This is a genomic window from Polaromonas eurypsychrophila (assembly GCF_014641715.1).
In the GTDB taxonomy this organism is placed as follows: Bacteria; Pseudomonadota; Gammaproteobacteria; order Burkholderiales; family Burkholderiaceae_C; genus Polaromonas; species Polaromonas eurypsychrophila.
In genome coordinates this window covers 203,025-224,115 of the sequence record NZ_BMIG01000003.1, presented here as the reverse complement: position 1 = coordinate 224,115, position 21,091 = coordinate 203,025, and the positions used below count along the sequence as shown (strand labels likewise).

28 protein-coding genes are annotated in these 21,091 nt (G+C 61.5%); 27 read left to right on the top strand and 1 reads right to left on the bottom strand.

What is annotated here, in order from left to right; genetic code table 11:
- Positions 1-511: 511 nt before the first annotated feature.
- The 26 genes from IEX16_RS06035 (at position 512) to tatC (ending at position 18,723) form a co-directional block, all read left to right on the top strand.
- Positions 512-1,360 carry an ABC transporter ATP-binding protein gene (locus IEX16_RS06035; protein WP_188707443.1) on the top strand — a complete coding sequence of 283 codons (849 nt, stop codon included), beginning with the start codon at positions 512-514 and terminating at the stop codon, positions 1,358-1,360.
- Positions 1,357-2,142 carry a lipid asymmetry maintenance ABC transporter permease subunit MlaE gene (gene mlaE / locus IEX16_RS06030; protein ID WP_188707442.1) on the top strand — a complete coding sequence of 262 codons (786 nt, stop codon included), beginning with the start codon at positions 1,357-1,359 and terminating at the stop codon, positions 2,140-2,142. Before IEX16_RS06035 ends, mlaE begins: the two co-directional genes overlap by 4 nt.
- 97 nt (positions 2,143-2,239) lie before the next feature.
- Complete coding sequence (gene mlaD, locus IEX16_RS06025) at positions 2,240-2,746, top strand: outer membrane lipid asymmetry maintenance protein MlaD (protein ID WP_188707441.1); 507 nt, start codon at positions 2,240-2,242, stop codon at positions 2,744-2,746.
- A 14-nt stretch (positions 2,747-2,760) separates the two neighbouring features.
- Complete coding sequence (locus IEX16_RS06020; protein ID WP_229676208.1) at positions 2,761-3,492, top strand: MlaA family lipoprotein; 732 nt, start codon at positions 2,761-2,763, stop codon at positions 3,490-3,492.
- Between the two features lie 140 nt (positions 3,493-3,632).
- Complete coding sequence (locus IEX16_RS06015; RefSeq protein WP_188707439.1) at positions 3,633-4,268, top strand: MlaC/ttg2D family ABC transporter substrate-binding protein; 636 nt, start codon at positions 3,633-3,635, stop codon at positions 4,266-4,268.
- Positions 4,269-4,285: 17 nt separating this feature from the next.
- The gene (locus tag IEX16_RS06010; protein ID WP_188707438.1) at positions 4,286-4,555 is read left to right on the top strand and encodes an STAS domain-containing protein; all 270 of its coding nucleotides are present in this window, start codon (positions 4,286-4,288) and stop codon (positions 4,553-4,555) included.
- An 83-nt stretch (positions 4,556-4,638) separates the two neighbouring features.
- Positions 4,639-5,568 (top strand): ABC transporter ATP-binding protein, encoded by a 930-nt coding sequence (locus IEX16_RS06005; RefSeq protein WP_188707437.1) that lies wholly within the window; start codon positions 4,639-4,641, stop codon positions 5,566-5,568.
- Positions 5,565-6,320 carry an ABC transporter permease gene (locus tag IEX16_RS06000; RefSeq protein ID WP_188707436.1) on the top strand — a complete coding sequence of 252 codons (756 nt, stop codon included), beginning with the start codon at positions 5,565-5,567 and terminating at the stop codon, positions 6,318-6,320. The genes IEX16_RS06005 and IEX16_RS06000 overlap by 4 nt, the downstream gene beginning before the upstream one ends.
- Positions 6,321-6,469: 149 nt before the next feature.
- Entirely contained in the window at positions 6,470-6,715 is a 246-nt protein-coding gene (locus IEX16_RS05995; RefSeq protein ID WP_188707435.1) for a BolA family protein, read from the top strand.
- Between the two features lie 4 nt (positions 6,716-6,719).
- A complete protein-coding gene (murA, locus tag IEX16_RS05990; protein ID WP_188707434.1) occupies positions 6,720-8,006 on the top strand; it encodes a UDP-N-acetylglucosamine 1-carboxyvinyltransferase in 1,287 nt (428 codons plus the stop codon).
- Positions 8,003-8,650: an ATP phosphoribosyltransferase gene (gene hisG / locus IEX16_RS05985; protein WP_188707433.1), complete on the top strand. Its 648-nt coding sequence runs from the start codon at positions 8,003-8,005 to the stop codon at positions 8,648-8,650. The genes murA and hisG overlap by 4 nt, the downstream gene beginning before the upstream one ends.
- A gap of 7 nt (positions 8,651-8,657) precedes the next feature.
- Positions 8,658-9,980, top strand: a complete 1,323-nt coding sequence (gene hisD, locus IEX16_RS05980; RefSeq protein WP_188707432.1) for a histidinol dehydrogenase — start codon at positions 8,658-8,660, stop codon at positions 9,978-9,980.
- Positions 9,981-10,027: 47 nt separating this feature from the next.
- Positions 10,028-10,261 (top strand): CopG family transcriptional regulator, encoded by a 234-nt coding sequence (locus IEX16_RS05975; RefSeq protein WP_188707431.1) that lies wholly within the window; start codon positions 10,028-10,030, stop codon positions 10,259-10,261.
- Positions 10,258-10,716, top strand: coding sequence for a PIN domain-containing protein (locus IEX16_RS05970; protein WP_188707430.1), 459 nt, complete (start codon positions 10,258-10,260; stop codon positions 10,714-10,716). The genes IEX16_RS05975 and IEX16_RS05970 overlap by 4 nt, the downstream gene beginning before the upstream one ends.
- Positions 10,713-11,804, top strand: coding sequence for a histidinol-phosphate transaminase (gene hisC, locus IEX16_RS05965; protein ID WP_188707429.1), 1,092 nt, complete (start codon positions 10,713-10,715; stop codon positions 11,802-11,804). Before IEX16_RS05970 ends, hisC begins: the two co-directional genes overlap by 4 nt.
- On the top strand, positions 11,801-12,421 hold the full coding sequence (hisB, locus tag IEX16_RS05960) for an imidazoleglycerol-phosphate dehydratase HisB (protein ID WP_188707428.1): 621 nt from the start codon (positions 11,801-11,803) through the stop codon (positions 12,419-12,421). Before hisC ends, hisB begins: the two co-directional genes overlap by 4 nt.
- A gap of 95 nt (positions 12,422-12,516) precedes the next feature.
- Positions 12,517-13,206: an imidazole glycerol phosphate synthase subunit HisH gene (gene hisH / locus IEX16_RS05955; protein ID WP_188707427.1), complete on the top strand. Its 690-nt coding sequence runs from the start codon at positions 12,517-12,519 to the stop codon at positions 13,204-13,206.
- Between the two features lie 75 nt (positions 13,207-13,281).
- A complete protein-coding gene (gene hisA / locus IEX16_RS05950) occupies positions 13,282-14,022 on the top strand; it encodes a 1-(5-phosphoribosyl)-5-[(5-phosphoribosylamino)methylideneamino]imidazole-4-carboxamide isomerase (RefSeq protein ID WP_188707426.1) in 741 nt (246 codons plus the stop codon).
- Between the two features lie 110 nt (positions 14,023-14,132).
- The gene (gene hisF, locus IEX16_RS05945; protein ID WP_188707425.1) at positions 14,133-14,912 is read left to right on the top strand and encodes an imidazole glycerol phosphate synthase subunit HisF; all 780 of its coding nucleotides are present in this window, start codon (positions 14,133-14,135) and stop codon (positions 14,910-14,912) included.
- A 230-nt stretch (positions 14,913-15,142) separates the two neighbouring features.
- Positions 15,143-15,532 (top strand): phosphoribosyl-AMP cyclohydrolase, encoded by a 390-nt coding sequence (hisI, locus tag IEX16_RS05940; protein ID WP_188707424.1) that lies wholly within the window; start codon positions 15,143-15,145, stop codon positions 15,530-15,532.
- Positions 15,533-15,545: 13 nt separating this feature from the next.
- Positions 15,546-15,926, top strand: a complete 381-nt coding sequence (locus IEX16_RS05935; protein WP_188707423.1) for a phosphoribosyl-ATP diphosphatase — start codon at positions 15,546-15,548, stop codon at positions 15,924-15,926.
- A gap of 32 nt (positions 15,927-15,958) precedes the next feature.
- Complete coding sequence (locus IEX16_RS05930; protein WP_188707422.1) at positions 15,959-16,330, top strand: DUF4870 family protein; 372 nt, start codon at positions 15,959-15,961, stop codon at positions 16,328-16,330.
- Between the two features lie 22 nt (positions 16,331-16,352).
- The gene (locus IEX16_RS05925; protein WP_188707421.1) at positions 16,353-16,727 is read left to right on the top strand and encodes a histidine triad nucleotide-binding protein; all 375 of its coding nucleotides are present in this window, start codon (positions 16,353-16,355) and stop codon (positions 16,725-16,727) included.
- 263 nt (positions 16,728-16,990) lie between these two features.
- On the top strand, positions 16,991-17,239 hold the full coding sequence (gene tatA / locus IEX16_RS05920; RefSeq protein WP_188707420.1) for a Sec-independent protein translocase subunit TatA: 249 nt from the start codon (positions 16,991-16,993) through the stop codon (positions 17,237-17,239).
- Between the two features lie 139 nt (positions 17,240-17,378).
- On the top strand, positions 17,379-17,858 hold the full coding sequence (tatB, locus tag IEX16_RS05915; RefSeq protein ID WP_188707419.1) for a Sec-independent protein translocase protein TatB: 480 nt from the start codon (positions 17,379-17,381) through the stop codon (positions 17,856-17,858).
- Between the two features lie 70 nt (positions 17,859-17,928).
- A complete protein-coding gene (gene tatC, locus IEX16_RS05910; protein ID WP_188707418.1) occupies positions 17,929-18,723 on the top strand; it encodes a twin-arginine translocase subunit TatC in 795 nt (264 codons plus the stop codon).
- 100 nt (positions 18,724-18,823) lie between these two features.
- On the opposite strand, the gene IEX16_RS05905 is transcribed toward tatC, so the two are convergent.
- A complete protein-coding gene (locus IEX16_RS05905) occupies positions 18,824-19,984 on the bottom strand; it encodes a S1C family serine protease (protein WP_188707417.1) in 1,161 nt (386 codons plus the stop codon).
- Positions 19,985-20,134: 150 nt separating this feature from the next.
- On the opposite strand from IEX16_RS05905, the gene cysK reads away from it, so the two are divergent.
- Complete coding sequence (gene cysK, locus IEX16_RS05900) at positions 20,135-21,058, top strand: cysteine synthase A (RefSeq protein WP_188707416.1); 924 nt, start codon at positions 20,135-20,137, stop codon at positions 21,056-21,058.
- Positions 21,059-21,091: the final 33 nt, after the last annotated feature.

The following is a 21,091-nucleotide window of genomic DNA, read 5'->3' as shown; positions in this document are numbered from 1 at the left end:
GGGCGGCTTGACGATCGTGCAGGCTGGGGCCTGCACGGCGCGAGGGCCGGCAGGCCGCGCGATCTGTTGATGAATTCCTGATGGGTTACAGCGACCTGCCGCGCTGAAAGGGACAGCCTTCGCAAATCGCCCGGTGGGCGGCTTGACGATCGTGCTGGCTGCGGCCTGCACGGCGCGAGGGCCGCCAGGCGCGCGGTCGGTCGATGAGTTCCTGATGGGGTATAGAGACCTGCCGCGCTAGGGTTTGCCTTCGGGCAGTTGCCCAAATGCTATAAAAAAGATAGCTCGTAGTGACCGTGAATAAAGGGCTAGGACCCGATTTGACATACGGGTTCTACGTCGCGAGGCAGTTATCGGTATTTTTATACCGCTTTGCGCGCTGGGTGCCCCTGTTCAACGGGGGGCTTTAGGGGACAAGCCCTCTGTTTTAGCAACTTCATCAGGGCAAACCCTTTATCATTGGGGCCTTTGCAATCGAAGCCTGTACTCTCGCCGGCTTTTTCTTCCCCTCATGTCCGACAGCGTGCCTTCTCCTCTGGTTGAATTCCAACATGTGACCTTTGCCTACCCTGGCGCCACAGGTGATCGTGTGATCCTGAACGATGTCACGCTGTCCGTGCCGCGTGGCAAGGTCACCGCGTTGATGGGCGCTTCGGGCGGCGGAAAAACAACCGTGTTGCGCCTGATCGGCGGCCAGCAAAAGGCCAAGAGCGGCGAGGTTCTGTTCGACGGCCGCGAGGTGGGGCGCCTGAGCCAGACCGAGCTTTACGCGGCGCGTCGCCGCATGGGCATGTTGTTCCAGTTCGGGGCATTGTTCACCGACCTGAGCGTGTTCGACAACGTGGCTTTTCCGTTGCGCGAACACACGTCCCTGACGGAGGAACTGATCCGCGACATCGTGCTGATGAAGCTCAACGCGGTTGGCCTGCGCGGTGCGCGCGACCTCATGCCCAGCGAAGTCTCCGGCGGCATGGCAAGGCGGGTGGCACTGGCACGCGCGATCGTGCTGGATCCGGAACTGATCATGTACGACGAGCCGTTCGCCGGCCTCGACCCGATCTCGCTGGGCACAGCCGCGCAACTCATACGCCAGCTCAACGACACACTGGGCATCACCAGCATCGTGGTGTCGCATGACCTTGAAGAAACATTTCGCATCGCCGACAAGGTGATCATCCTGGCCAATGGCGGCATTGCGGCCCAGGGTACACCCGAAGAAGTGCTTCACTCCACAGATCCGCTGGTGCACCAGTTTGTCAATGCGCTGGCCGAAGGGCCGGTCCAGTTTCATTATCCGGGACCGAGTGAGGCTGACGATTTTGGGTCACAGGCTTCGGTGGGCAAGGAAAAGCGGCCATGAGTATCGTCAACCTGATTGCCGACTTGGGTGACGCCACACGCAGCAAGCTGCGCGAGGTCGGCTACGGCGCCCGCATGATGGCGCGCCTGCTTGCGCTGACCGGGCCGGTGTTCGCGCGTTTTGGCCTGATCCGCGACCAGATCTTTTTCCTCGGCAACTACTCGCTGGCCATCATCACGGTGTCGGGGCTGTTTGTGGGCTTTGTACTCGGCCTGCAGAGTTATTACGCGCTGCAGCGTTATGGTTCCTCGGAGGCGCTAGGGTTGCTGGTGGCCCTGAGCCTGGTTCGCGAACTGGGTCCGGTGGTGACGGCGTTACTGTTTGCCGGACGCGCCGGCACAGCGCTGACGGCCGAAATTGGTTTGATGAAGGCCGGCGAGCAACTCTCGGCGATGGAGATGATGGCGGTCGATCCGGTGCGCCGGATTCTGGCGCCGCGTTTTTGGGGCGGTGTGATTGCCATGCCCTTGCTGGCTGCGGTGTTCAGCGCCGTCGGCATTCTCGGTGGCTGGGTGGTCGGCGTGGTGATGATTGGCGTGGATGCGGGCGCTTTCTGGAGCCAGATGCAGTCTGGGGTTGACGTCTGGCGCGATGTTGGAAATGGCGTCATCAAGAGTTTCGTATTTGGCGTGACGGTGACCTTTATTGCGCTTTTTCAGGGCTTTGAGGCCCAGGCGACCCCCGAAGGGGTAGCGCGGGCCACGACCCGGACGGTGGTGCTGGCTTCGCTGGCCGTGCTGGGACTGGATTTTGTCCTGACAGCCCTGATGTTCAGCGTGTGACTTTTATCACCCCGACAAACCGTTCCACCAATGCGAAAATCCATTTATCTCCATCGATCCGTTCATGCGGAAACCGATGTTTTTCCAAGGAATCCTGATGCAACGCTCCAGAAATGACGTGTGGGTTGGCCTGTTTGTGCTGGCTGGTGCGGCAGCGATTTTGTTTCTTGCGCTCAAGTCTGCCAATTTGCTGACCCTGAGCTTCGACAAATCGTATGCGGTGGTAGCCAAATTCGACAACATTGGTGGTTTAAAACCACGCGCCGCGGTCAAAAGTGCGGGCGTAATTGTCGGCCGCGTCGCAGATATTACGTTTGATGACAAATCCTATCAAGCGAGTGTTAATCTGGCGATGGAAAGCCGGTACGTTTTCCCCAAGGACAGCTCTCTGAAAATACTCACCAGTGGGCTGTTGGGAGAGCAATATATCGGGATTGAGGCGGGTGCTGACGAGAAAAATCTGGCGGCGGGCGACGTAGTCAAGCAGACCCAGTCGGCCGTGGTGCTGGAGAACCTGATCAGCCAGTTTTTGTACAGCAAGGCGGCGGACAGCAGCTCCCCATCGACGACTGCGCCGCCGGCAGGGACCAACGAAAAAAAATGAAAACACGAAACACGATGAAATTTTCCGGCCTCTGCGCTGGCTTGCTTGCTCTTGCATTGCTGCAAGGCTGCGCTACCGGATCTAATCCGCGGGACCCGTTTGAGCCTTTCAACCGCAGCATGAGCCGCTTCAATGACGGCTTGGACGAGGCCATCGTCAAGCCCGTGGCGCAGGTCTACCAGGACGTGCTGCCGTCGCCGGTTCGCACGGGCGTCAACAACTTCTTCGGCAACCTCACCGAAGTCTGGTCCATGGTCAACAACCTGTTGCAGGGGCGTCCGCAGGCGGCCGGCGACAGCCTGATGCGTTTTAGCGTCAATACCACCATCGGCCTGGGCGGCGTGCTGGACTGGGCCACCGAGATGGGCATCGAGCGGCATCGCGAGGATTTCGGCAAGACGCTGGCGCGCTGGGGTGTGGACAGTGGTCCTTACCTGGTGCTGCCAGTGCTCGGTTCCTCGACCGTTCGTGACACTGCCGCGCTGGTGGTGGACACCAAGGGCGACCTGGTGGCCCACTGGCATGACGTGTCCGCCCGCAATTCGCTCTATGTTCTGCGGGCTGTCGACTTGCGGGCCAGCCTGCTGCGCGCCGGCGAGGTGCTGAACCAGGCCGCACTCGACAAATACAGCTTCACGCGTGATGCCTACCTGCAACGTCGTGGCGTCGTGCTGGAGTCCAATGGCGATGCCGAAGAGCGTTATGACCTACCCGAAAAAACGCCTTCGCCAGCACCGGCCCGGTAAAGAAGCTTTACAACTTCATTGCCTTAACTTCACCGGGCGCATGAACCAAAGCGGCAAAGCTGCTGTCCAATCAAGTCAGTCGGCCTCGCGCACACATCACGCAATTCCGCCCGCCATTGTTCCGATTTGAAAGTGAAACCATGAACCGTCGAATTTTTAGCCATGTTGTTGGTGCCTCCCTGTCACTGGCCCTGTTCGCGGGGCTGGCACCCGCGCGCGCAGCGGACGAGGCGCCTGACGCCCTGATCAAGAGGACTTCCACCGAAGTGCTGGACGCCATCAAGGCTGACAAATCCATCCAGTCCGGTGATACCGGGAAAATCATTGCTCTGGTGGACGGCAAGGTAATGCCCCATGTCAATTTCACTCGCATGACTGCCGCCGCCGTGGGCCGGAACTGGCGCCAGGCGACGCCCGAGCAGCAAAAACGCCTGCAAGATGAGTTCAAGACCCTGCTGATTCGCACCTATTCGGGCGCCCTGACCCAGGTCAAGGACCAGACCGTCAGCGTCAAACCGCTGCGCGCTGCTGCGGCCGATACCGAGGTCCAGGTGCGCACCGAAGTGATTGGCCGGGGTGACCCGATCCAGCTCGACTACCGCATGGAAAAAACACCCAACGGCTGGAAAATTTATGACCTGAATGTGCTGGGCATCTGGCTGGTGGAAACCTACCGCACCCAGTTTGCGCAGGAAATCTCCGCCAAGGGTGTGGACGGCCTGATCGCTGCGCTGGCCCAGCGCAACCAGTCCAACATCGCTGCCAAAAAGCCCTGAGCCGGGCCTGAACTGCCGTGTTGCTGCTCCCCGTCCGTTTGACCCACGACCTTGCCGCGTCTGCGGTGGCGGCGCTGGGCGTCATGCTGGCCCGCGAGACCGCCACCGGGGTCGTTGCGGACGCCAGTGCGCTGCAGCAGTTCGACTCCTCAGCGCTGGCCGTGTTGCTGGCCTGCCGCCGCCAGGTGCTGGCGGCCGGCAAGGTGTTTTCAGTCCGCGCCTTGCCGGATCGCCTGCGGCAGCTGGCCGGCTTGTACGGCGTGCAGGACTTGCTGCCAGCCGTTTGACGGGTGGTGGCCGGCCAGGGCAATGCCCTTTTCCCGGCGCGGTCCCGGTGAAGCTGCGGCTTGCACCTTAAAATAGTCGGCTCATGCCAGCCATATCCTTCCATTCTGTCTGCAAAAACTACCCCGGCACCCGCAACCGCTCCGCCCCTGGCGTCAGGGCGCTGGACGATGTCAGTTTTGACATCCAGCCGGGAGAATTTTTCGGCCTGCTCGGGCCCAACGGCGCCGGTAAAACCTCGCTGATCAGTATTCTTGCGGGCCTGTCCCGCGCTACCAGCGGCACCGTGACGGTTCACGGCAGCAATGTGGTGAGCGATTACGCCGCCGCGCGCCGCAAGCTTGGCGTGGTGCCGCAGGAGCTGGTGTTTGACCCCTTTTTCACGGTGCGCGAGGCGCTGCGCATCCAGTCCGGCTATTTCGGTGTCAGGAACAATGACGACTGGATCGACGAACTGCTGGCCAGCCTGGGGCTGTCGGACAAGGCCAGCGCCAACATGCGCCAGCTGTCCGGCGGCATGAAGCGCCGGGTGCTGGTGGCGCAGGCGCTGGTGCACAAACCGCAGGTCATCGTGCTCGACGAGCCGACCGCCGGCGTGGATGTGGAACTGCGCCAGGCCCTTTGGCAATTCATCGCCCGGCTCAACAAGCAGGGCAGCACCGTGCTGCTGACGACACACTACCTCGAAGAGGCCGAGGCCCTGTGCAGCCGCATCGCCATGCTCAAACAGGGCCGCATGGTGGCGTTGGCCACCACGTCGGAGTTGCTTAAAACCGCCTCCTCAAATGTGCTCCGGTTCAAGATTGACAGCGAGTTGCCGAAGGCGATTGCCGACAAGGCGCGCATCACCGGCCGCATCGTGCAACTGCCCGCTCACAATGCCATCGAGATCGAGCATTACTTGAGCGCCATCCGCGAGGCTGGCTTGGTGGCCGAGGATGTCGAGATCCGCAAGGCCGACCTCGAAGATGTCTTCCTCGAGGTGATGGCCGAAAAAATTGGAGCGTCAGCATGACCGGCTGGCAAACCCTCTTCTACAAGGAGGTCATGCGCTTCTGGAAAGTCGGCTTCCAGACTGTCGGCGCGCCGATACTCACGGCCGTCATGTACATGCTGATTTTCGGCCACGTGCTGCAGGACCAGGTCAAGGTCTACGGCACGGTCAGCTACACCGCCTTCCTGGTGCCCGGGCTGGTGATGATGAGTGTGTTGCAGAACGCCTTTGCCAACACCTCTTCCTCGCTGATTCAGAGCAAAATCATGGGCAGCCTGGTGTTTGTGCTGCTCACGCCGCTGTCGCACTGGGCCTGGTTTTGTGCCTATGTGGGCTCGTCCATCGTGCGCGGGTTGGCGGTTGGACTGGGGGTGTTTGCCGTCACCGTCTATTTCGGCCGGCCAGGTTTTGTAGCGCCGCTGTGGATTGTGGTTTTTGCGTTAATGGGCGCCGGTTTACTGGGCGCGCTGGGCCTGATCGCCGGCTTGTGGTCGGAGAAGTTTGACCAGATGGCGGTGTTCCAGAACTTTGTCATCATGCCCATGACCTTTTTGAGCGGTGTGTTTTACTCGATTCATTCCCTGCCACCGTTCTGGCAAACCGTCAGCCACATGAATCCGTTTTTCTACATGATCGACGGTTTCCGCTATGGCTTTTTCGGTGTCAGCGACGTCTCGCCCTGGTTGAGCCTGGCCATCGTTGGCACGGCCTGGCTGGTGGTTAGTGGTATCGCGGTAAATTTGCTGCGCATTGGCTACAAAATCAGAAATTAATATGGCCCCCACGCTTGTCACTTCGTGTACTGCGCTGCCCCCCGAGGGGGCCGCTTCGCCTGCGGACCGGCGGAGCCGGATCCGCAGCCCCGGCTGAAAAAAAGAAGTTGCATCGAGAATATATTGACGATCCGCGTGACCAAAAAATTATGACCAGCGAAGAACTTCAAGCCATCATTGCGGCGGGCCTGCCCTGCGAACATATCGAACTCACCGGCGACGGGCGGCACTGGTATGCCACCGTGGTCTCCAGCGCTTTCGAAGGCCACCGCCTGATTCAGCGCCATCAGCGGGTGTATGCCACGCTGGGCGGACGCATGCAGACCGACGAAGTGCATGCGCTGTCAATGAAAACCTACACACCCGCCGAATGGGCTAATCACCCCGCAGAATAAATACATGGACAAACTACTGATCAAGGGCGGCAAGACGCTGGCCGGCACCGTTGATATCTCCGGCGCCAAAAATGCGGCCCTCCCCGAGCTGTGCGCAGCCCTGCTGACGGCCGAGCCGGTGACGCTGGAAAATGTGCCGCGCCTGCAGGACGTGGCGACCATGCTCAAGCTGATACGAAACATGGGCGTGACGGCAGAGCGCGTTGAAGGCAGCTCGGGCGCTGTTCTGGTCAACGCCGGCGGCCTGAGTTCGCCGGAGGCACCGTACGAACTTGTCAAGACTATGCGGGCCTCGGTGCTGGCGCTGGGCCCGCTGCTGGCGCGTTTTGGCGAGGCGACCGTTTCGCTGCCGGGCGGCTGCGCCATTGGCTCGCGGCCGGTGGACCAGCACATCAAGGGCATGCAGGCCATGGGCGCCGACATCGTGGTCGAACACGGCTACATGATTGCCAAACTCCCGGTCGGGCCTAACGGCCAGCGCGGTCGCCTCAAGGGCTGCAGCATCACGACCGACATGGTCACCGTCACCGGTACCGAGAATTTCATGATGGCCGCCAGCCTGGCGGAAGGTGAAACCATCCTTGAGAACGCGGCGCAGGAGCCGGAGATCGGCGACCTGGCCGAGATGCTGATCAAGATGGGCGCGAAGATCGAAGGTCATGGGACCAGCCGCATAAGCATCCAGGGCGTGGAGCGCCTGCATGGCTGCACGCATCAGGTGGTGGCCGACCGGATCGAGACCGGTACCTTTCTCTGCGCCGTGGCAGCGGCCGGGGGCGATGTGGTGCTGCGCCATGGCCGTGCCGACCACCTCGATGCCGTGATCGAGAAGCTCCGCGACGCCGGCGCCGTGATCACCGCTGGTGACGGTTTCATCCGCGTGCAGGCGCAAGGTCGCATGCAGGCGCAATCGTTCCGCACCACCGAATATCCGGGCTTCCCGACCGACATGCAGGCCCAGTTCATGGCGCTCAACGCGATTGCCGAAGGCGCCAGCAAGGTCACGGAAACAATCTTTGAGAACCGCTTCATGCACGTCAACGAGATGGTGCGCCTGGGCGCAAATATCCAGATTGACGGCAAGTTTGCGATCCTCGAAGGCGTGGAGAAACTTTCGGGCGCCACCGTGATGGCAACCGACCTGCGCGCGTCCGCCAGCCTGGTGATTGCCGGTCTGGTGGCCGAGGGCGAGACCCTGATCGACCGCATTTATCACCTTGACCGCGGCTATGACCAGATGGAAGCCAAGCTGCGCGGCATTGGTGCCGATATTGAACGGATCAAATCATGATCACCCTCGCTTTGTCCAAAGGCCGTATCTTTGACGAAACGCTGCCGCTGCTCAAAGCCGCCGGCATCGAAGTGCTGGAAGACCCCGAAAAATCGCGCAAGCTGATCCTGGCGACGAATCGGCCGGATGTGCGCGTGGTGCTGGTGCGCGCCACCGACGTGCCGACCTATGTGCAGTACGGTGGCGCCGACATCGGCGTGACCGGCAAGGACACACTGATCGAACACGGCGGCCAGGGCCTGTACCAGCCGCTGGACCTGCAGATCGCCAAATGCCGCATGAGTGTCGCGGTGCGTGACGGCTTCGACTACGAGGCCGCGGTCAAACAGGGCTCGCGCCTGAAGGTGGCGACCAAATTCGTCAGCATTGCGCGCGATTTTTTCGCCACCAAGGGCGTGCATGTGGACCTGATCAAGCTCTACGGCAGCATGGAGCTGGCGCCACTGACCGGCCTGGCTGATGCCATCGTCGATCTGGTCAGCAGCGGCAATACGCTCAAGGCCAATCACCTGGTCGAGGTCGAACGCATCATGGACATCAGCTCGCACCTGGTGGTCAACCAGGTCGCGCTCAAGCTCAAGCAGGCGCTGCTTCGGGACATCATCGAAGCCTTTGCTTCCGCCATCGGCAAATCCACCGCTTGAAAACGCTATGAAATTTGTAGCTACCCCCGCCCGACTGTCAACGGCTGACGCCACATTTGATGCCCAATTCACGGCGCGTCTGCACTGGTCGGCCGACACCGACGCGGCCATCGAAAAAGTGGTCGCCGACATCCTGGCCGACGTGCAGCAACGCGGTGATGCGGCGGTGCTGGAGTACACCCGCCGTTTCGACCACCTCGATGTGGCTTCGCTGCAGGCGCTGGAGTTGACACAGGCCGAGCTCAAGGCGGCCTTCGATGCGATTCCCGCAGCACAGCGCGACGCCTTGCAGGCCGCTGCCGCTCGTGTGCGCAGCTACCACGAGGCCCAGAAGAAGGCCAGTGGCGAGAGTTGGCAGTACCGCGATGCCGACGGCACGCTGCTGGGCCAGAAGGTCACGCCGCTGGACCGTGCCGGCATTTATGTGCCGGGTGGCAAGGCGGCTTATCCCTCTTCAGTGCTGATGAATGCGATTCCTGCCCATGTCGCCGGGGTCGGCGAGATCATCATGGTCGTGCCCACGCCGCGCGGCGAAAAAAACGCGTTGGTGCTGGCAGCTGCCTACGTGGCCGGCGTCACGCGCGCCTTCACCATCGGTGGCGCACAGGCGGTGGCCGCCTTGGCGTACGGCACGCAAACCGTGCCCAAGGTCGACAAGATCACTGGACCCGGAAACGCCTACGTGGCCAGCGCCAAAAAGCGTGTCTTTGGCACCGTCGGTATCGACATGATTGCCGGCCCCAGTGAAATTTTGGTACTGGCCGACGGCACAACGCCGGCCGACTGGGTGGCCATGGATTTGTTCAGCCAGGCCGAACATGACGAACTGGCGCAAAGCATCCTGTTGTGCCCCGATGCGGCCTATATCGACGCCGTCCAGGAGGCCATCAATCGTCTCTTGCCCACCATGCCGCGCGCCGAGATCATTGCCAAGTCGCTCAGCGGCCGCGGTGCGCTGATCCACACTCGCAGCATGGAAGAAGCCTGCGCCATCAGCAACCGGATTGCGCCCGAGCACCTGGAGGTCAGTAGCCACGACCCGCAGCGCTGGGAGCCCCTGCTCAAACATGCCGGCGCGATATTTCTCGGCGCTTACACCAGTGAATCGCTGGGCGATTACTGCGCCGGCCCCAACCACGTGTTGCCAACCAGTGGCACCGCGCGCTTCTCCAGCCCGCTGGGCGTCTACGACTTCCAGAAACGCTCCAGCCTGATCGAGGTCAGCGAAGCCGGCGCGCAGAGCCTGGGGAAAATTGCCGCCGAATTGGCTTATGGCGAAGGTTTGCAAGCGCATGCCAGGGCTGCTGAAATGCGGATGAAAAAAGACTGAAACACACGAACTTCGTGTTGCACGAATTTCGTGTTAAAATCTCAAACATGAAAAACGTCACGGTCACGGTCGAAGAACCTGTTCTGAAATGGGCGCGCATGGAGGCTGCCAAGCGCAACACCAGCGTGTCGCGGCTGGTAGGGGAAATGCTAGCCGAGAAGATGCGCAGAACCGATGCCTACCAGCGCGCCATGCACGACTGGCAGACCAAAGACCGGCTTTGGGTCTCAGACGGGCAGGCCTATCCGAAACGCACCGAACTTTATGATCGCTACGCATGAGTGGTGCATCTTTCGGAGTTTTTGTGGATGCCAACATTCTGGTGTACAGCGAAGACGGTTGCGACCCGGTCAAGCAGAAGGCTGCCATTGCATGGCTGAGTTTGCTCTGGCAGCGAGGCATAGGCCGTGTCAGCACTCAGGTTCTGAATGAGTTTTACGTTATAAGCACGCGCAAAATCAAGCCACCCATGCCTGCCGGTGATGCACGCGCGGAAGTTCGGCGCTACGAACTCTGGCAACCCTGGCAGATTGACCATGCCACCGTTGAGTCAGCGTGGGCCGTTGAAAGCCGCTACGGCTTGCACTATTGGGACAGTCTGGTGGTAGCAGCGGCCCAACACATGGGTTGTCGTTATTTGCTGAGCGAAGACATGGCGCACGAGCAGCACTATGGCGACGTTCAGGTGATCAATCCATTCAAGGCCAGCGTCGAACTGCTGGAGCTGACCCAATGAAAGCCTGTCTGGCAAACCTTATTACCACACGCATTCGTCAGGACGTGCAGTCCATGCATGCCTACGCCATCCAGGAATCAACAGGCCTGGTCAAGCTGGACGCAATGGAAAATCCGCACCGGCTACCGGCGGCCTTGCAGGCGCATCTGGGCCAGCGCCTGGGTGCGCTGGCGTTGAACCGCTACCCGGACGGGCGTATCAATGATCTGCGCGAGGCTCTGGCCGAGTACGCCGGCATGCCCGAAGGCTTTGACATCATGCTCGGAAACGGCTCTGACGAGCTGATCTCGCTGCTGGCCATGGCCTGCGATGTGCCGGGTGCCTCCATCCTGGCGCCGCTGCCTGGTTTTGTGATGTATGGCATGAGCGCGCAATTGCAGGGCCTGAAGTTCATTGGCGTTCCCTTGAGCCCCGACTTTGAACTCGACGAAGCCGCCATGCTGGCCGCGATCGCTGAACACCAGCCGTCCATCATCTACATCGCCTACCCGAACAATCCGACCGCCAACCTGTGGGACGACGTGGTGATCGACAGGATCATCGCCGCGGCACCGGGGTTGGTGGTGATGGACGAGGCCTACCAGCCTTTTGCCAGCCGCAGCTACATCACACGCCTGGCTCAGGAGCCGGGGCGCTACGGCCACGTACTGCTGATGCGCACCATGAGCAAGTTTGGCCTGGCCGGCGTGCGGCTGGGCTACATGATGGGACCGAAAGCGCTGATCGCCGAAATCGACAAGGTGCGCCCGCCTTACAACATCAGCGTGCTCAATTACGAATGTGCGCTGTTTGCGCTGGAGCATGCCGATGTGTTTGCCGAACAGGCGCAAGACATACGCGCCCAGCGCACCCTGCTGGTGGACGCACTGCAGGCCTTGCCCGATGTCAAAACCTGGAAAAGTGACGCCAACATGGTGCTGATCCGGGTGGCCAATGCCGCAAAAACCTTTGAAGGCATGCGCTCTTGCGGCGTGCTGGTCAAAAATGTTTCTAAAATGCATCCTTTGCTGGCTGATTGTTTGCGCCTGACCGTCGGCACCGCCGACGAGAATAAGCAGATGCTGGCAGCGCTCAAAAAATCCCTATGACCACCCAGACCGCCCTGGCTCCTGTTGCCCCGAGAACTGCCGAGATCTCGCGCAACACCGCCGAAACCAAGATCACCGTCAAGCTTAACCTCGACGGCACCGGGCAGTCGCGCCTGTCCACCGGCATTGGCTTTTTCGACCACATGCTGGACCAGATCGCGCGCCATGGTCTCATCGACCTGGACATCCATGCCGACGGCGACCTGCACATCGACGGTCATCACACGGTGGAAGATGTGGGCATCACCTTCGGCCAGGCGGTGGCCCAGGCGGTTGGCGACAAAAAAGGCCTGCGCCGCTATGGTCATGCCTATGTGCCGCTGGACGAGGCGCTGTCGCGCGTGGTGGTCGATTTTTCGGGGCGGCCCGGCCTGGAGATGCATGTGCCGTTCAAGAGCGGCATGATTGGCAGCTTCGACAGCCAGCTCGCTTATGAGTTTTTCCAGGGGTTTGCCAACCACGCGTTTGTCACCCTGCACATCGACAACCTGCGCGGCGACAACGCACACCACCAGGCCGAAACGGTGTTCAAGGCCTTTGCGCGCGCCCTGCGCATGGCGCTGGAGATCGATCCGCGTTCTGCCGGCGTGATTCCCTCGACCAAAGGGTCGCTGTAAGGCAAAAAAACATGGCTTTGAGCATTGTTTTAGCCTCCAGCCCATAGCTCACGGGCACAAGAAGCTATCAATTTAATAGCATTTTCCTGTTTTTAATGGCACACACCAACACTGTCGCTGTGGTCGATTACGGCATGGGCAACCTGCGCTCGGTGTCGCAGGCCGTCCAGCATGTGGCGCAAGGCAGCGGCGTCGAAGTGATCGTCACCTCCCGCGCCGAAGAGGTCATGAAAGCCGGGCGTGTGGTGTTGCCGGGCCAGGGCGCAATTGCCGATTGCATGCGTGAGCTGGCCGACTCCGGCATGCTTCCTGCCGTGCTGCATGCCGCAGCGAACAAACCGCTGTTCGGCGTCTGCGTCGGCATGCAGATGCTGCTCACGCACAGCCAGGAAGGACAGCCCGGTGACGGCGACGCCGGCACCGCTGGCCTGAACCTGATTCCCGGCGAGGTCCTCAAGTTTGACCTGGCGGGCCGCACCCAGCCCGACGGCAGCCGCTTCAAGGTGCCGCAAATGGGCTGGAACCAGGTTGACCAGGCGACTGCGAAGGGTGCAGCGCCGCACCCGGTGTGGGACGGCGTGCCCGACGGCGCTTACTTCTATTTCGTTCACAGCTTTTATGCACAGCCGTCGGATGCGCGCCACACTGCGGGTTTTGCTGACTATGGCGCCCGCTTTACGGCGGCGCTGGCACGCGATAATATTTTTGCGACCCAATTTCACCCCGAAAAAAGCGCAGACCACGGCCTCGCCCTGTACCGCAACTTCCTCCACTGGAATCCCTGAGCCCCTGCGCCTGCCGCCGCACGCCTTTTTTCGCCCATCGCTTTTCCTTCCCATCCACCGCTTTGCCTCACTCCCATGCTACTCATCCCCGCGATTGACTTGAAAGACGGCCACTGCGTTCGCCTCAAACAGGGGGACATGGACCAGTCCACCATCTTCAGTGAAGACCCGGCGGCCATGGCGCGCAGCTGGGTCGACAAGGGTGCGCGTCGCTTGCACCTGGTGGACCTGAACGGGGCTTTTGCCGGCAAACCGAAAAATGAAGCCGCGATCAGGAAAATCCTGGCTGAAGTCGGCAGCGAGATCGACGTGCAGCTCGGCGGCGGCATCCGCGACCTGGACACCATCGAGCGTTACCTCGACTCCGGCCTTCGCTACGTGATCATTGGCACGGCTGCGGTGAAAAACCCCGGCTTCCTGCAGGACGCCTGCACCGCGTTTGGCGGCCACATCATCGTCGGCCTGGATGCCAAGGACGGCAAAGTCGCTACCGACGGCTGGAGCAAGATGACTGGCCACGAGGTGATCGACCTCGGCAAGAAATTCCAGGACTACGGCGTTGAAGGCATCATCTACACTGACATTGGCCGCGACGGCATGCTCACCGGCATCAACATTGAAGCCACCGTCAAGCTGGCGCAGGCACTGACAATCCCGGTGATTGCCTCCGGTGGCCTGTCAAACATGGCCGACATCGAGGCGCTGTGCGCGGTCGAAAACGAAGGTGTTGAAGGCGTGATTTGCGGCCGCTCGATTTACAGCGGCGACCTGGATTTCGCCGCAGCGCAGGCCCGGGCTGACGAATTAAATGGATAACCCCCCGAAGCGGCCCTTGGCCGCCTCCCCCCAGGGGGCGCCACCAGCGGCCCGGCAAAGCCGATTCCGCGGTGACCCTGGCCTCAAACCGCTTCGCTGGCCTGCCTGTCTTGCTCGCTAAACGGATTATTCCCTGCCTTGATGTGACCGGCGGCCGCGTGGTCAAGGGCGTTAACTTCGTTGAGTTGCGCGACGCCGGCGATCCGGTCGAAATTGCTGCGCGTTACAACGAGCAGGGTGCCGACGAACTGACCTTTCTGGACATCACGGCCACCAGCGACGGGCGCGACCTGATCCTGCACATCATCGAGGCGGTGGCTTCCCAGGTCTTTATTCCGCTGACGGTCGGTGGCGGTGTGCGCACGGTGGACGACGTGCGGCGTCTGCTCAATGCAGGGGCCGACAAGACCAGTTTCAACTCGGCCGCGCTGGCCAATCCGCAGGTGATCGAAGACGCCTCGGCAAAATACGGCGCGCAGTGCATCGTGGTGGCCATTGACGCCAAGCGTCGCTCCGACGAGGAAGCGCTCACGCGCGGACCGGGCTGGGATGTTTACAGCCATGGCGGGCGCAAGAACACCGGGCTGGACGCGGTGGCCTGGGCCAGCGAGATGGCGCGCCGCGGCGCCGGCGAAATTCTGCTGACCAGCATGGACCGCGACGGCACCAAGGCCGGTTTCGACCTGGCGCTGACGCGCGCCGTCAGCGACGCGGTCAGTGTGCCGGTGATCGCCTCCGGTGGCGTCGGCAATCTGGACCACCTGGCAGACGGCATCCAGCTGGGCGGCGCCGATGCAGTGCTGGCCGCCAGCATCTTTCATTACGGCGAGTACACCGTGCAGCAAGCCAAGGCGCACATGGCGGCGCGCGGCATTCCAGTACGGTTTTAATTTCAAGTCATTTTGAGCTCCAGCCCTTGTCTGGCGGGCGCAAGCAGCTATAAATTTGGTAGTGAGTGCGCATGAACTAGGGTCTGCCTCCCCATTCCAGCCGGGGCCGCGGGTCCGGCTCCGCCGGCCCGCAGGCGTAGCGCCCCTCTTCCTCGTGCAAGGGGCAGCGCTCCGCCGAAAGTACACGAAGTGACAAGCGTGGGGGCTCCACAATCACGGACAATAGAACTATGAAATGGCTAGACGACATCCAATGGGACGACAAGGGTCTGATTCCCGTCATCGCCCAGGAAGCCTCCAGCGGCGACGTATTGATGTTTGCCTGGATGAACCGTGAGGCGCTGCAAAAAACTGCCGAACTGGGCCAGGCGGTGTATTACAGCCGCTCGCGCGGGCGCTTGTGGCACAAGGGCGAGGAGTCCGGCCACCTGCAGACGGTGCACGAGATCCGCATGGACTGCGACAACGACGTGGTCCTGCTCAGGGTGACCCAGCTCGGACACGAGCCGGGCATTGCCTGCCACACCGGCCGCCATAGCTGTTTTTTCAGCCTTTACAAAGACGGCCAGTGGGTGGTGACCGAGCCGGTCTTGAAAGACCCGAAAAGCATCTACAAATAGACGAGAACAAGCCATGACTTCCAACGACTCCCTGCAGCGCCTGGCGCGCATCATCGAAAGCCGCAAGCCGGCCCAGGGCGGCGACCCCGACACCAGTTATGTGGCGCGCCTGCTGCACAAGGGCCCCGATGCCTTCCTGAAAAAAATCGGCGAGGAAGCCACTGAAACCGTGATGGCGGCCAAAGACGTTGACCACGGCGGCGGGACGCCTGAACTCAATGCCAAACTGGTCGGTGAGGTCGCTGACCTGTGGTTTCACAGCCTGATTGCGCTGGCCCATTACGGGCTGTCCCCGGCCGACGTGATCGCCGAACTCGAGCGCCGCGAGGGCACCAGCGGCATTGAGGAAAAAGCCCTGCGCAAGGCGCAGGACCGCGACGCCGCTGAAAAATAGCATCATCCCGCACGCAGCAACAAGGAGAGACCATGAGCGAGACCAACCTGGCCGAGTTCGACACCAAAAGCCCGAACGACCGCATCGTCATGCATGTGCTGTATGGCCTGCACACGCTGGCCTGGTTCAGCGGCGGCATCTTCGCGGTGGTCGCACTGATCGTCAACTACGTGCGCCGTGGCGAGGAGTCCGATGTGCTTTACATCGACCACCACAACTACATGATCCAGACCTTCTGGTGGACCCTGATGTGGCTGGTGCTGCTGTCGCCGCTGTGGCTGCTGTTCATCGTGCCCGGCATGATCGCTTACGGCATCGTCTGGCTCTGGTACCTGTACCGCTGCATCCGCGGCTGGATGCGTTTTAACAGCCAGCGTCCGGCCACCTCGCACCCTGAACTTTGAGTCAATCCCACTCCAGCCGACCATGAGCCAGCCCAGCCACGCCCACGACGACAAATGCATTTTTTGCAAGATTGCCGCCGGAAAAATCCCCAGCCGCAAGGTCTACGAAGACGCCGACATTTTTGTCTTTGACGACATCAACCCTTGGGCCCCGGTGCATTTTTTGATGATCCCGAAGGCGCATGTCGCGTCGATGGCGCAGGTCGGTCTGGCGCATGAGGCACTGCTGGGCCGCATGATGGCGCTGGCACCCAGGCTGGCTGTTGAAAAAGGCTGCAAACCCTACCCTGAAGGTGGTTTTCGCATTGTCATCAACACAGGCGCCGAGGGCGGCCAGGAAGTGCATCACCTGCACATCCATGTCATGGGTGGTCCGCGACCCTGGATAAAGGGTTAGCCCCCACGTTCGCCCACTGCGTGTGGCTCTCTGCCCCCCGAGGGGGCCGCTGCGCCTGCGGGCCGGCAGAGCCGGGCCCGCGGCCCCGGCTGGGTTAAGAGGGCCACCGTCGTTCGCGGGTAAATCCCCACTTGCAACTTGGGCATCACACACCAGATGCAAGCATGCGGTTTATGCAGGGCTATTCGAGCGCGCCACTGCGCAAGGCCTTTAGAATGGTCCTAACCTTGTGCAACATTGCAATTAAAGCTTAGGAGAGAAACATGGGCTCATTTTCCATTTGGCACTGGCTGATCGTGCTGCTGATCGTCGTGATGGTGTTTGGCACCAAAAAACTCAGAAATATGGGCGGCGACCTGGGCGGTGCCGTCAAGGGTTTCAAGGACGGCATGAAAGAAGGCGGCCAGACCGCTGAAGAAAAAGCCGCTGCCGCCGCACCTGCCGGTCAAGTCAGTCATGCGCAGGCCGCCGACAAAACCACGATCGACGTGGAAGCCAAGCAAAAGCTCTAGAAATGTTCGCCCCCACGCTCGCCACTGCGTGCCTGCGGCTCGCTGCCCCCTGCACTCGAAACGGGGCTGGCCTTGCTTGGGGCGGCCCTGCGCGGCGGCCGTTTGCCCCCAAACCCGTCCGCTTGCCTGCTGATCCCGCATGATTGACATCGGCCTGTCCAAAATCGCGCTGATAGGCGCGGTAGCGCTGATCGTGATCGGCCCTGAAAAACTGCCGCGTGTTGCGCGTACCGTGGGCATGTTGCTGGGCAAGGCGCAGCGTTACGTGTCTGACGTGAAGCAAGAGGTCAGTCGCTCGATGGAACTCGACGAGCTCAAGAAGATGAAGGAGTCGATGGAGGGTGCGGCGCGCGACGTCGAGAACTCAATCCAGACCAATACCAGCGACTTTGAAAAATCCTGGGCAGAAACCACTGGCGCGGCCTCCAGCGACGAGTTGCCCGGCATGATCACACTGCCAGAATACAAACACCCGAAGAAAAACTGGCGGCTCAAGACCGGCGCCACCCCGCAGTGGTACAAGGCGCGATCCGGCGTGCGTACCAAGGCGCTGTCGGGTGCGGCCCGCGTGGCGCGTTATCGCCCCCGCCCCAGCACGTCCTCCGGTCAAAACGGCTGATTTCCCTTTTTAACGCATCCACGCGCAGCCCCCGGCGCCCCTTCGCCCCTTTCCCAGCGCAAAAATCCTCATGAGCGACCCCACCACCGACAAGCCCGACGAACTCGCGGGCACCGAGCAGCCTTTTGTGCAGCACCTGATGGAGCTGCGTGACCGGATGATCCGGATCGTGATTGCCATCGGCATCGCGGCTGGTTTGCTGGCCATCTGGCCCGGTCCCGCCGTGTTGTTTGACCTGTTGGCCGCGCCGCTGGTCGCCACCCTGCCTGCGGGCGCCTCGCTGATCGCCACCTCAGTGATCTCGCCGTTTCTGGTGCCACTCAAGATTTTGTTGATGGCCGCCTTCATGCTGGCCTTGCCGGTGGTGCTTTACCAGGTCTGGGCCTTTGTGGCGCCTGGCCTGTACACACATGAGAAAAAACTGGTGATGCCGCTGGTGGTGTCCAGCACCCTGCTGTTTTTTGTTGGCGTGGCGTTTTGCTACTTCTTTGTTTTCGGCCAAGTGTTCAAGTTCATCCAGAGCTTTGCACCCAAATCGATTGTGGCGGCGCCCGACATCGAGGCCTACCTTGGTTTTGTGCTGAGCATGTTTCTGGCTTTCGGCATGGCATTTGAAGTGCCGATTGCGGTGGTGGTGCTGGCGCGCATGAACATCGTCAGTATCGAAAAGCTCAAGAACTTCCGCGGTTATTTCATCGTGCTGGCCTTTGTGGTGGCCGCCATCGTCACCCCGCCCGACGTGGTGTCGCAACTTGCGCTCGCGATTCCGATGTGTATCCTGTATGAGGTCGGCATCTGGGCGGCGCAGATTTTCATCAAGCACACCCAGGCGCCCGACGACGACGCCGAAGCCGCCAAGCCCTGAGTCAAACGCGGGCCAATCGCCAGGCCCGATTCAGAGCCAAATACGGCACTAGCCCATAGCCAGTAACCGCAAACAGCTATAAAAAACAGAGCAAACCCGCTTACGGTCGGCGTGTTTGCGGGCGCTGCCGGGTGCCGGGCACCACCGCCACCTGGTTTTTCTTGTCCTTGCGCAGCAGCCCTACCGGCGCGGACACGCCCGGCTTGAGCGCGGCGACAGCGGTCAGCAGCTCCGACACGGTGCGAACCGGTTGGCCGGCGACGTCCAGAATCACGTCACCGGGCATGATGCCGGCTTGCGCGGCCGGCCCGTTTTGCAACACGCCGGTGATGATCACGCCGCCGCCGTTGAGCGCGCCGGGCTTGAGGCCGAAGGTCTCTGCCAGTTCCGGGCTCAAGTCTTGCGGCTCCACGCCTATCCAGCCGCGCGTGACCTGGCCATCTTTCAAAATACTCTCCAGCACCTGCTTGCCGGTAGACACCGGAATGGCAAAACCGATGCCCATGGAGCCGCCCGAGCGCGAGTAAATCGCGGTGTTGATGCCGAGCAGCCGGCCCTGGGTGTCAACCAGCGCGCCACCGGAGTTGCCGGGGTTGATGGCGGCGTCGGTCTGAATGAAATTCTCGAAGGTGTTGATGCCGAGCTGGTTGCGGCCCAGCGCGCTGACGATGCCGCTGGTCACCGTCTGGCCCACCCCAAACGGGTTGCCGATGGCCAGCACCGGGTCGCCGACCTGCGCGGTGTCGGAGCTGCCCAGCACGATGATGGGCAGCTTGTCGAGTTCGATCTTCAGGATGGCCAGGTCGGTTTCGGGGTCGGTGCCTATGACTTTAGCCTTGGCCCTGCGGGTGTCGTTGAGGATGACCTCGATGTCGTCTGCGCCTTCGACCACATGGTTGTTGGTCAGGATGTAGCCGTTCGGGCTGACGATGACGCCGCTGCCCAGACCGACCTGCGGCTCGCTACTTCCGCCCTGGTCGCCAAAGAAAAATTTGAACCAGGGGTCATCCATATTGGGGTGGCGCGCCGCCGCCTTGCTGGTGTTGATGCTGACCACGGCGGCTGACGCAGCCTTGGCGGCGGCGGCAAAACTGCCGGCTGGCGCGGCGCCGCCTGCCGAGCCTGCGGGCGCCTCAATGACAGAGATGGCATTGCCCAGCGCCTGCCGGTTGACCCATTGCGGCTGCAGGGTGGCGACCACAAAGTAGGCGGCGAGCAGCAGCGTGACGGTTTGGGAAAACAGAAGCCAGGATTTGCGCATGGTGGGTCCAGGAGATAAAGCCGCCGCAGGCTTGGGAGTTCAGGCTTGACGGCAGGGTGTACCCGCAATTTTCGCCCAATTTGCGCGTCTTTTCACCGGCTATGGCTATGGGAGCGGCCATAATTTGCTGCACAACCTCAAGGATTCGCCATGAAAGCCTCCAGCGTTCTCGCCACCATCGGCAATACGCCGCACATCCGCATCAACCGGCTGTTCGGGCCGTCCAGCCAGACGCACCAGATTTACGTCAAGTCCGAACGCAGCAACCCGGGCGGCTCGATCAAGGACCGCATCGCGCTGAGCATGGTCGAAGCCGCCGAGCAATCCGGTGCGTTGAAACCCGGCGGCACCATCATCGAGCCGACCTCGGGCAACACGGGTGTTGGTCTGGCCATGGTGGCTGCCGTCAAGGGCTACAAGCTGGTGCTGGTCATGCCGGACAGCATGAGCATTGAGCGGCGCCGCCTGATGCTGGCGTACGGTGCGAGCTTTGAACTGACCCCGCGTGAAAAAGGCATGAACGGCGCGATTGCGCACGCCAAAGAACTGGTCGCGAAAACACCCGGCGCCTGGATGCCGCAGCAGTTCGACAACCCGGCCAACATCGAGGTGCATGCGCGCACTACCGCAGAGGAAATCCTGGCCGACTTTCCGCAGGGCGTGGACTATTTCATCACCGGCGTCGGCACCGGCGGCCATCTGAGCGGTGTGGCTCAGGTGCTGAAAGCCAAATTCCCAGCGACGAAAGTGTTTGCGGTGGAGCCAGCGGCGTCACCGGTCATCAGCGGCGGCAAACCGTCGCCGCACCCGATTCAGGGCATAGGCGCGGGCTTCATTCCGGTCAACCTGCAGACGGCTTTGCTCGACGGCGTGATCCAGGTCGAGGGCGACGCCGCCAAAGACTATGCGCGCCGCTGCGCTGCCGAAGAAGGCCTGCTGGTGGGCATCTCCTCGGGCGCCACGCTGGCGGCCATTGCGCAGAAGTTGCCCGAGATTGCTGCCGGCAGCACGGTACTGGGTTTTAACTACGACACCGGCGAGCGTTACCTGTCGGTCGAAGGCTTTTTGCCGTGATGGCCCCCACGCTTGTCGCTGCGCGTACCTACG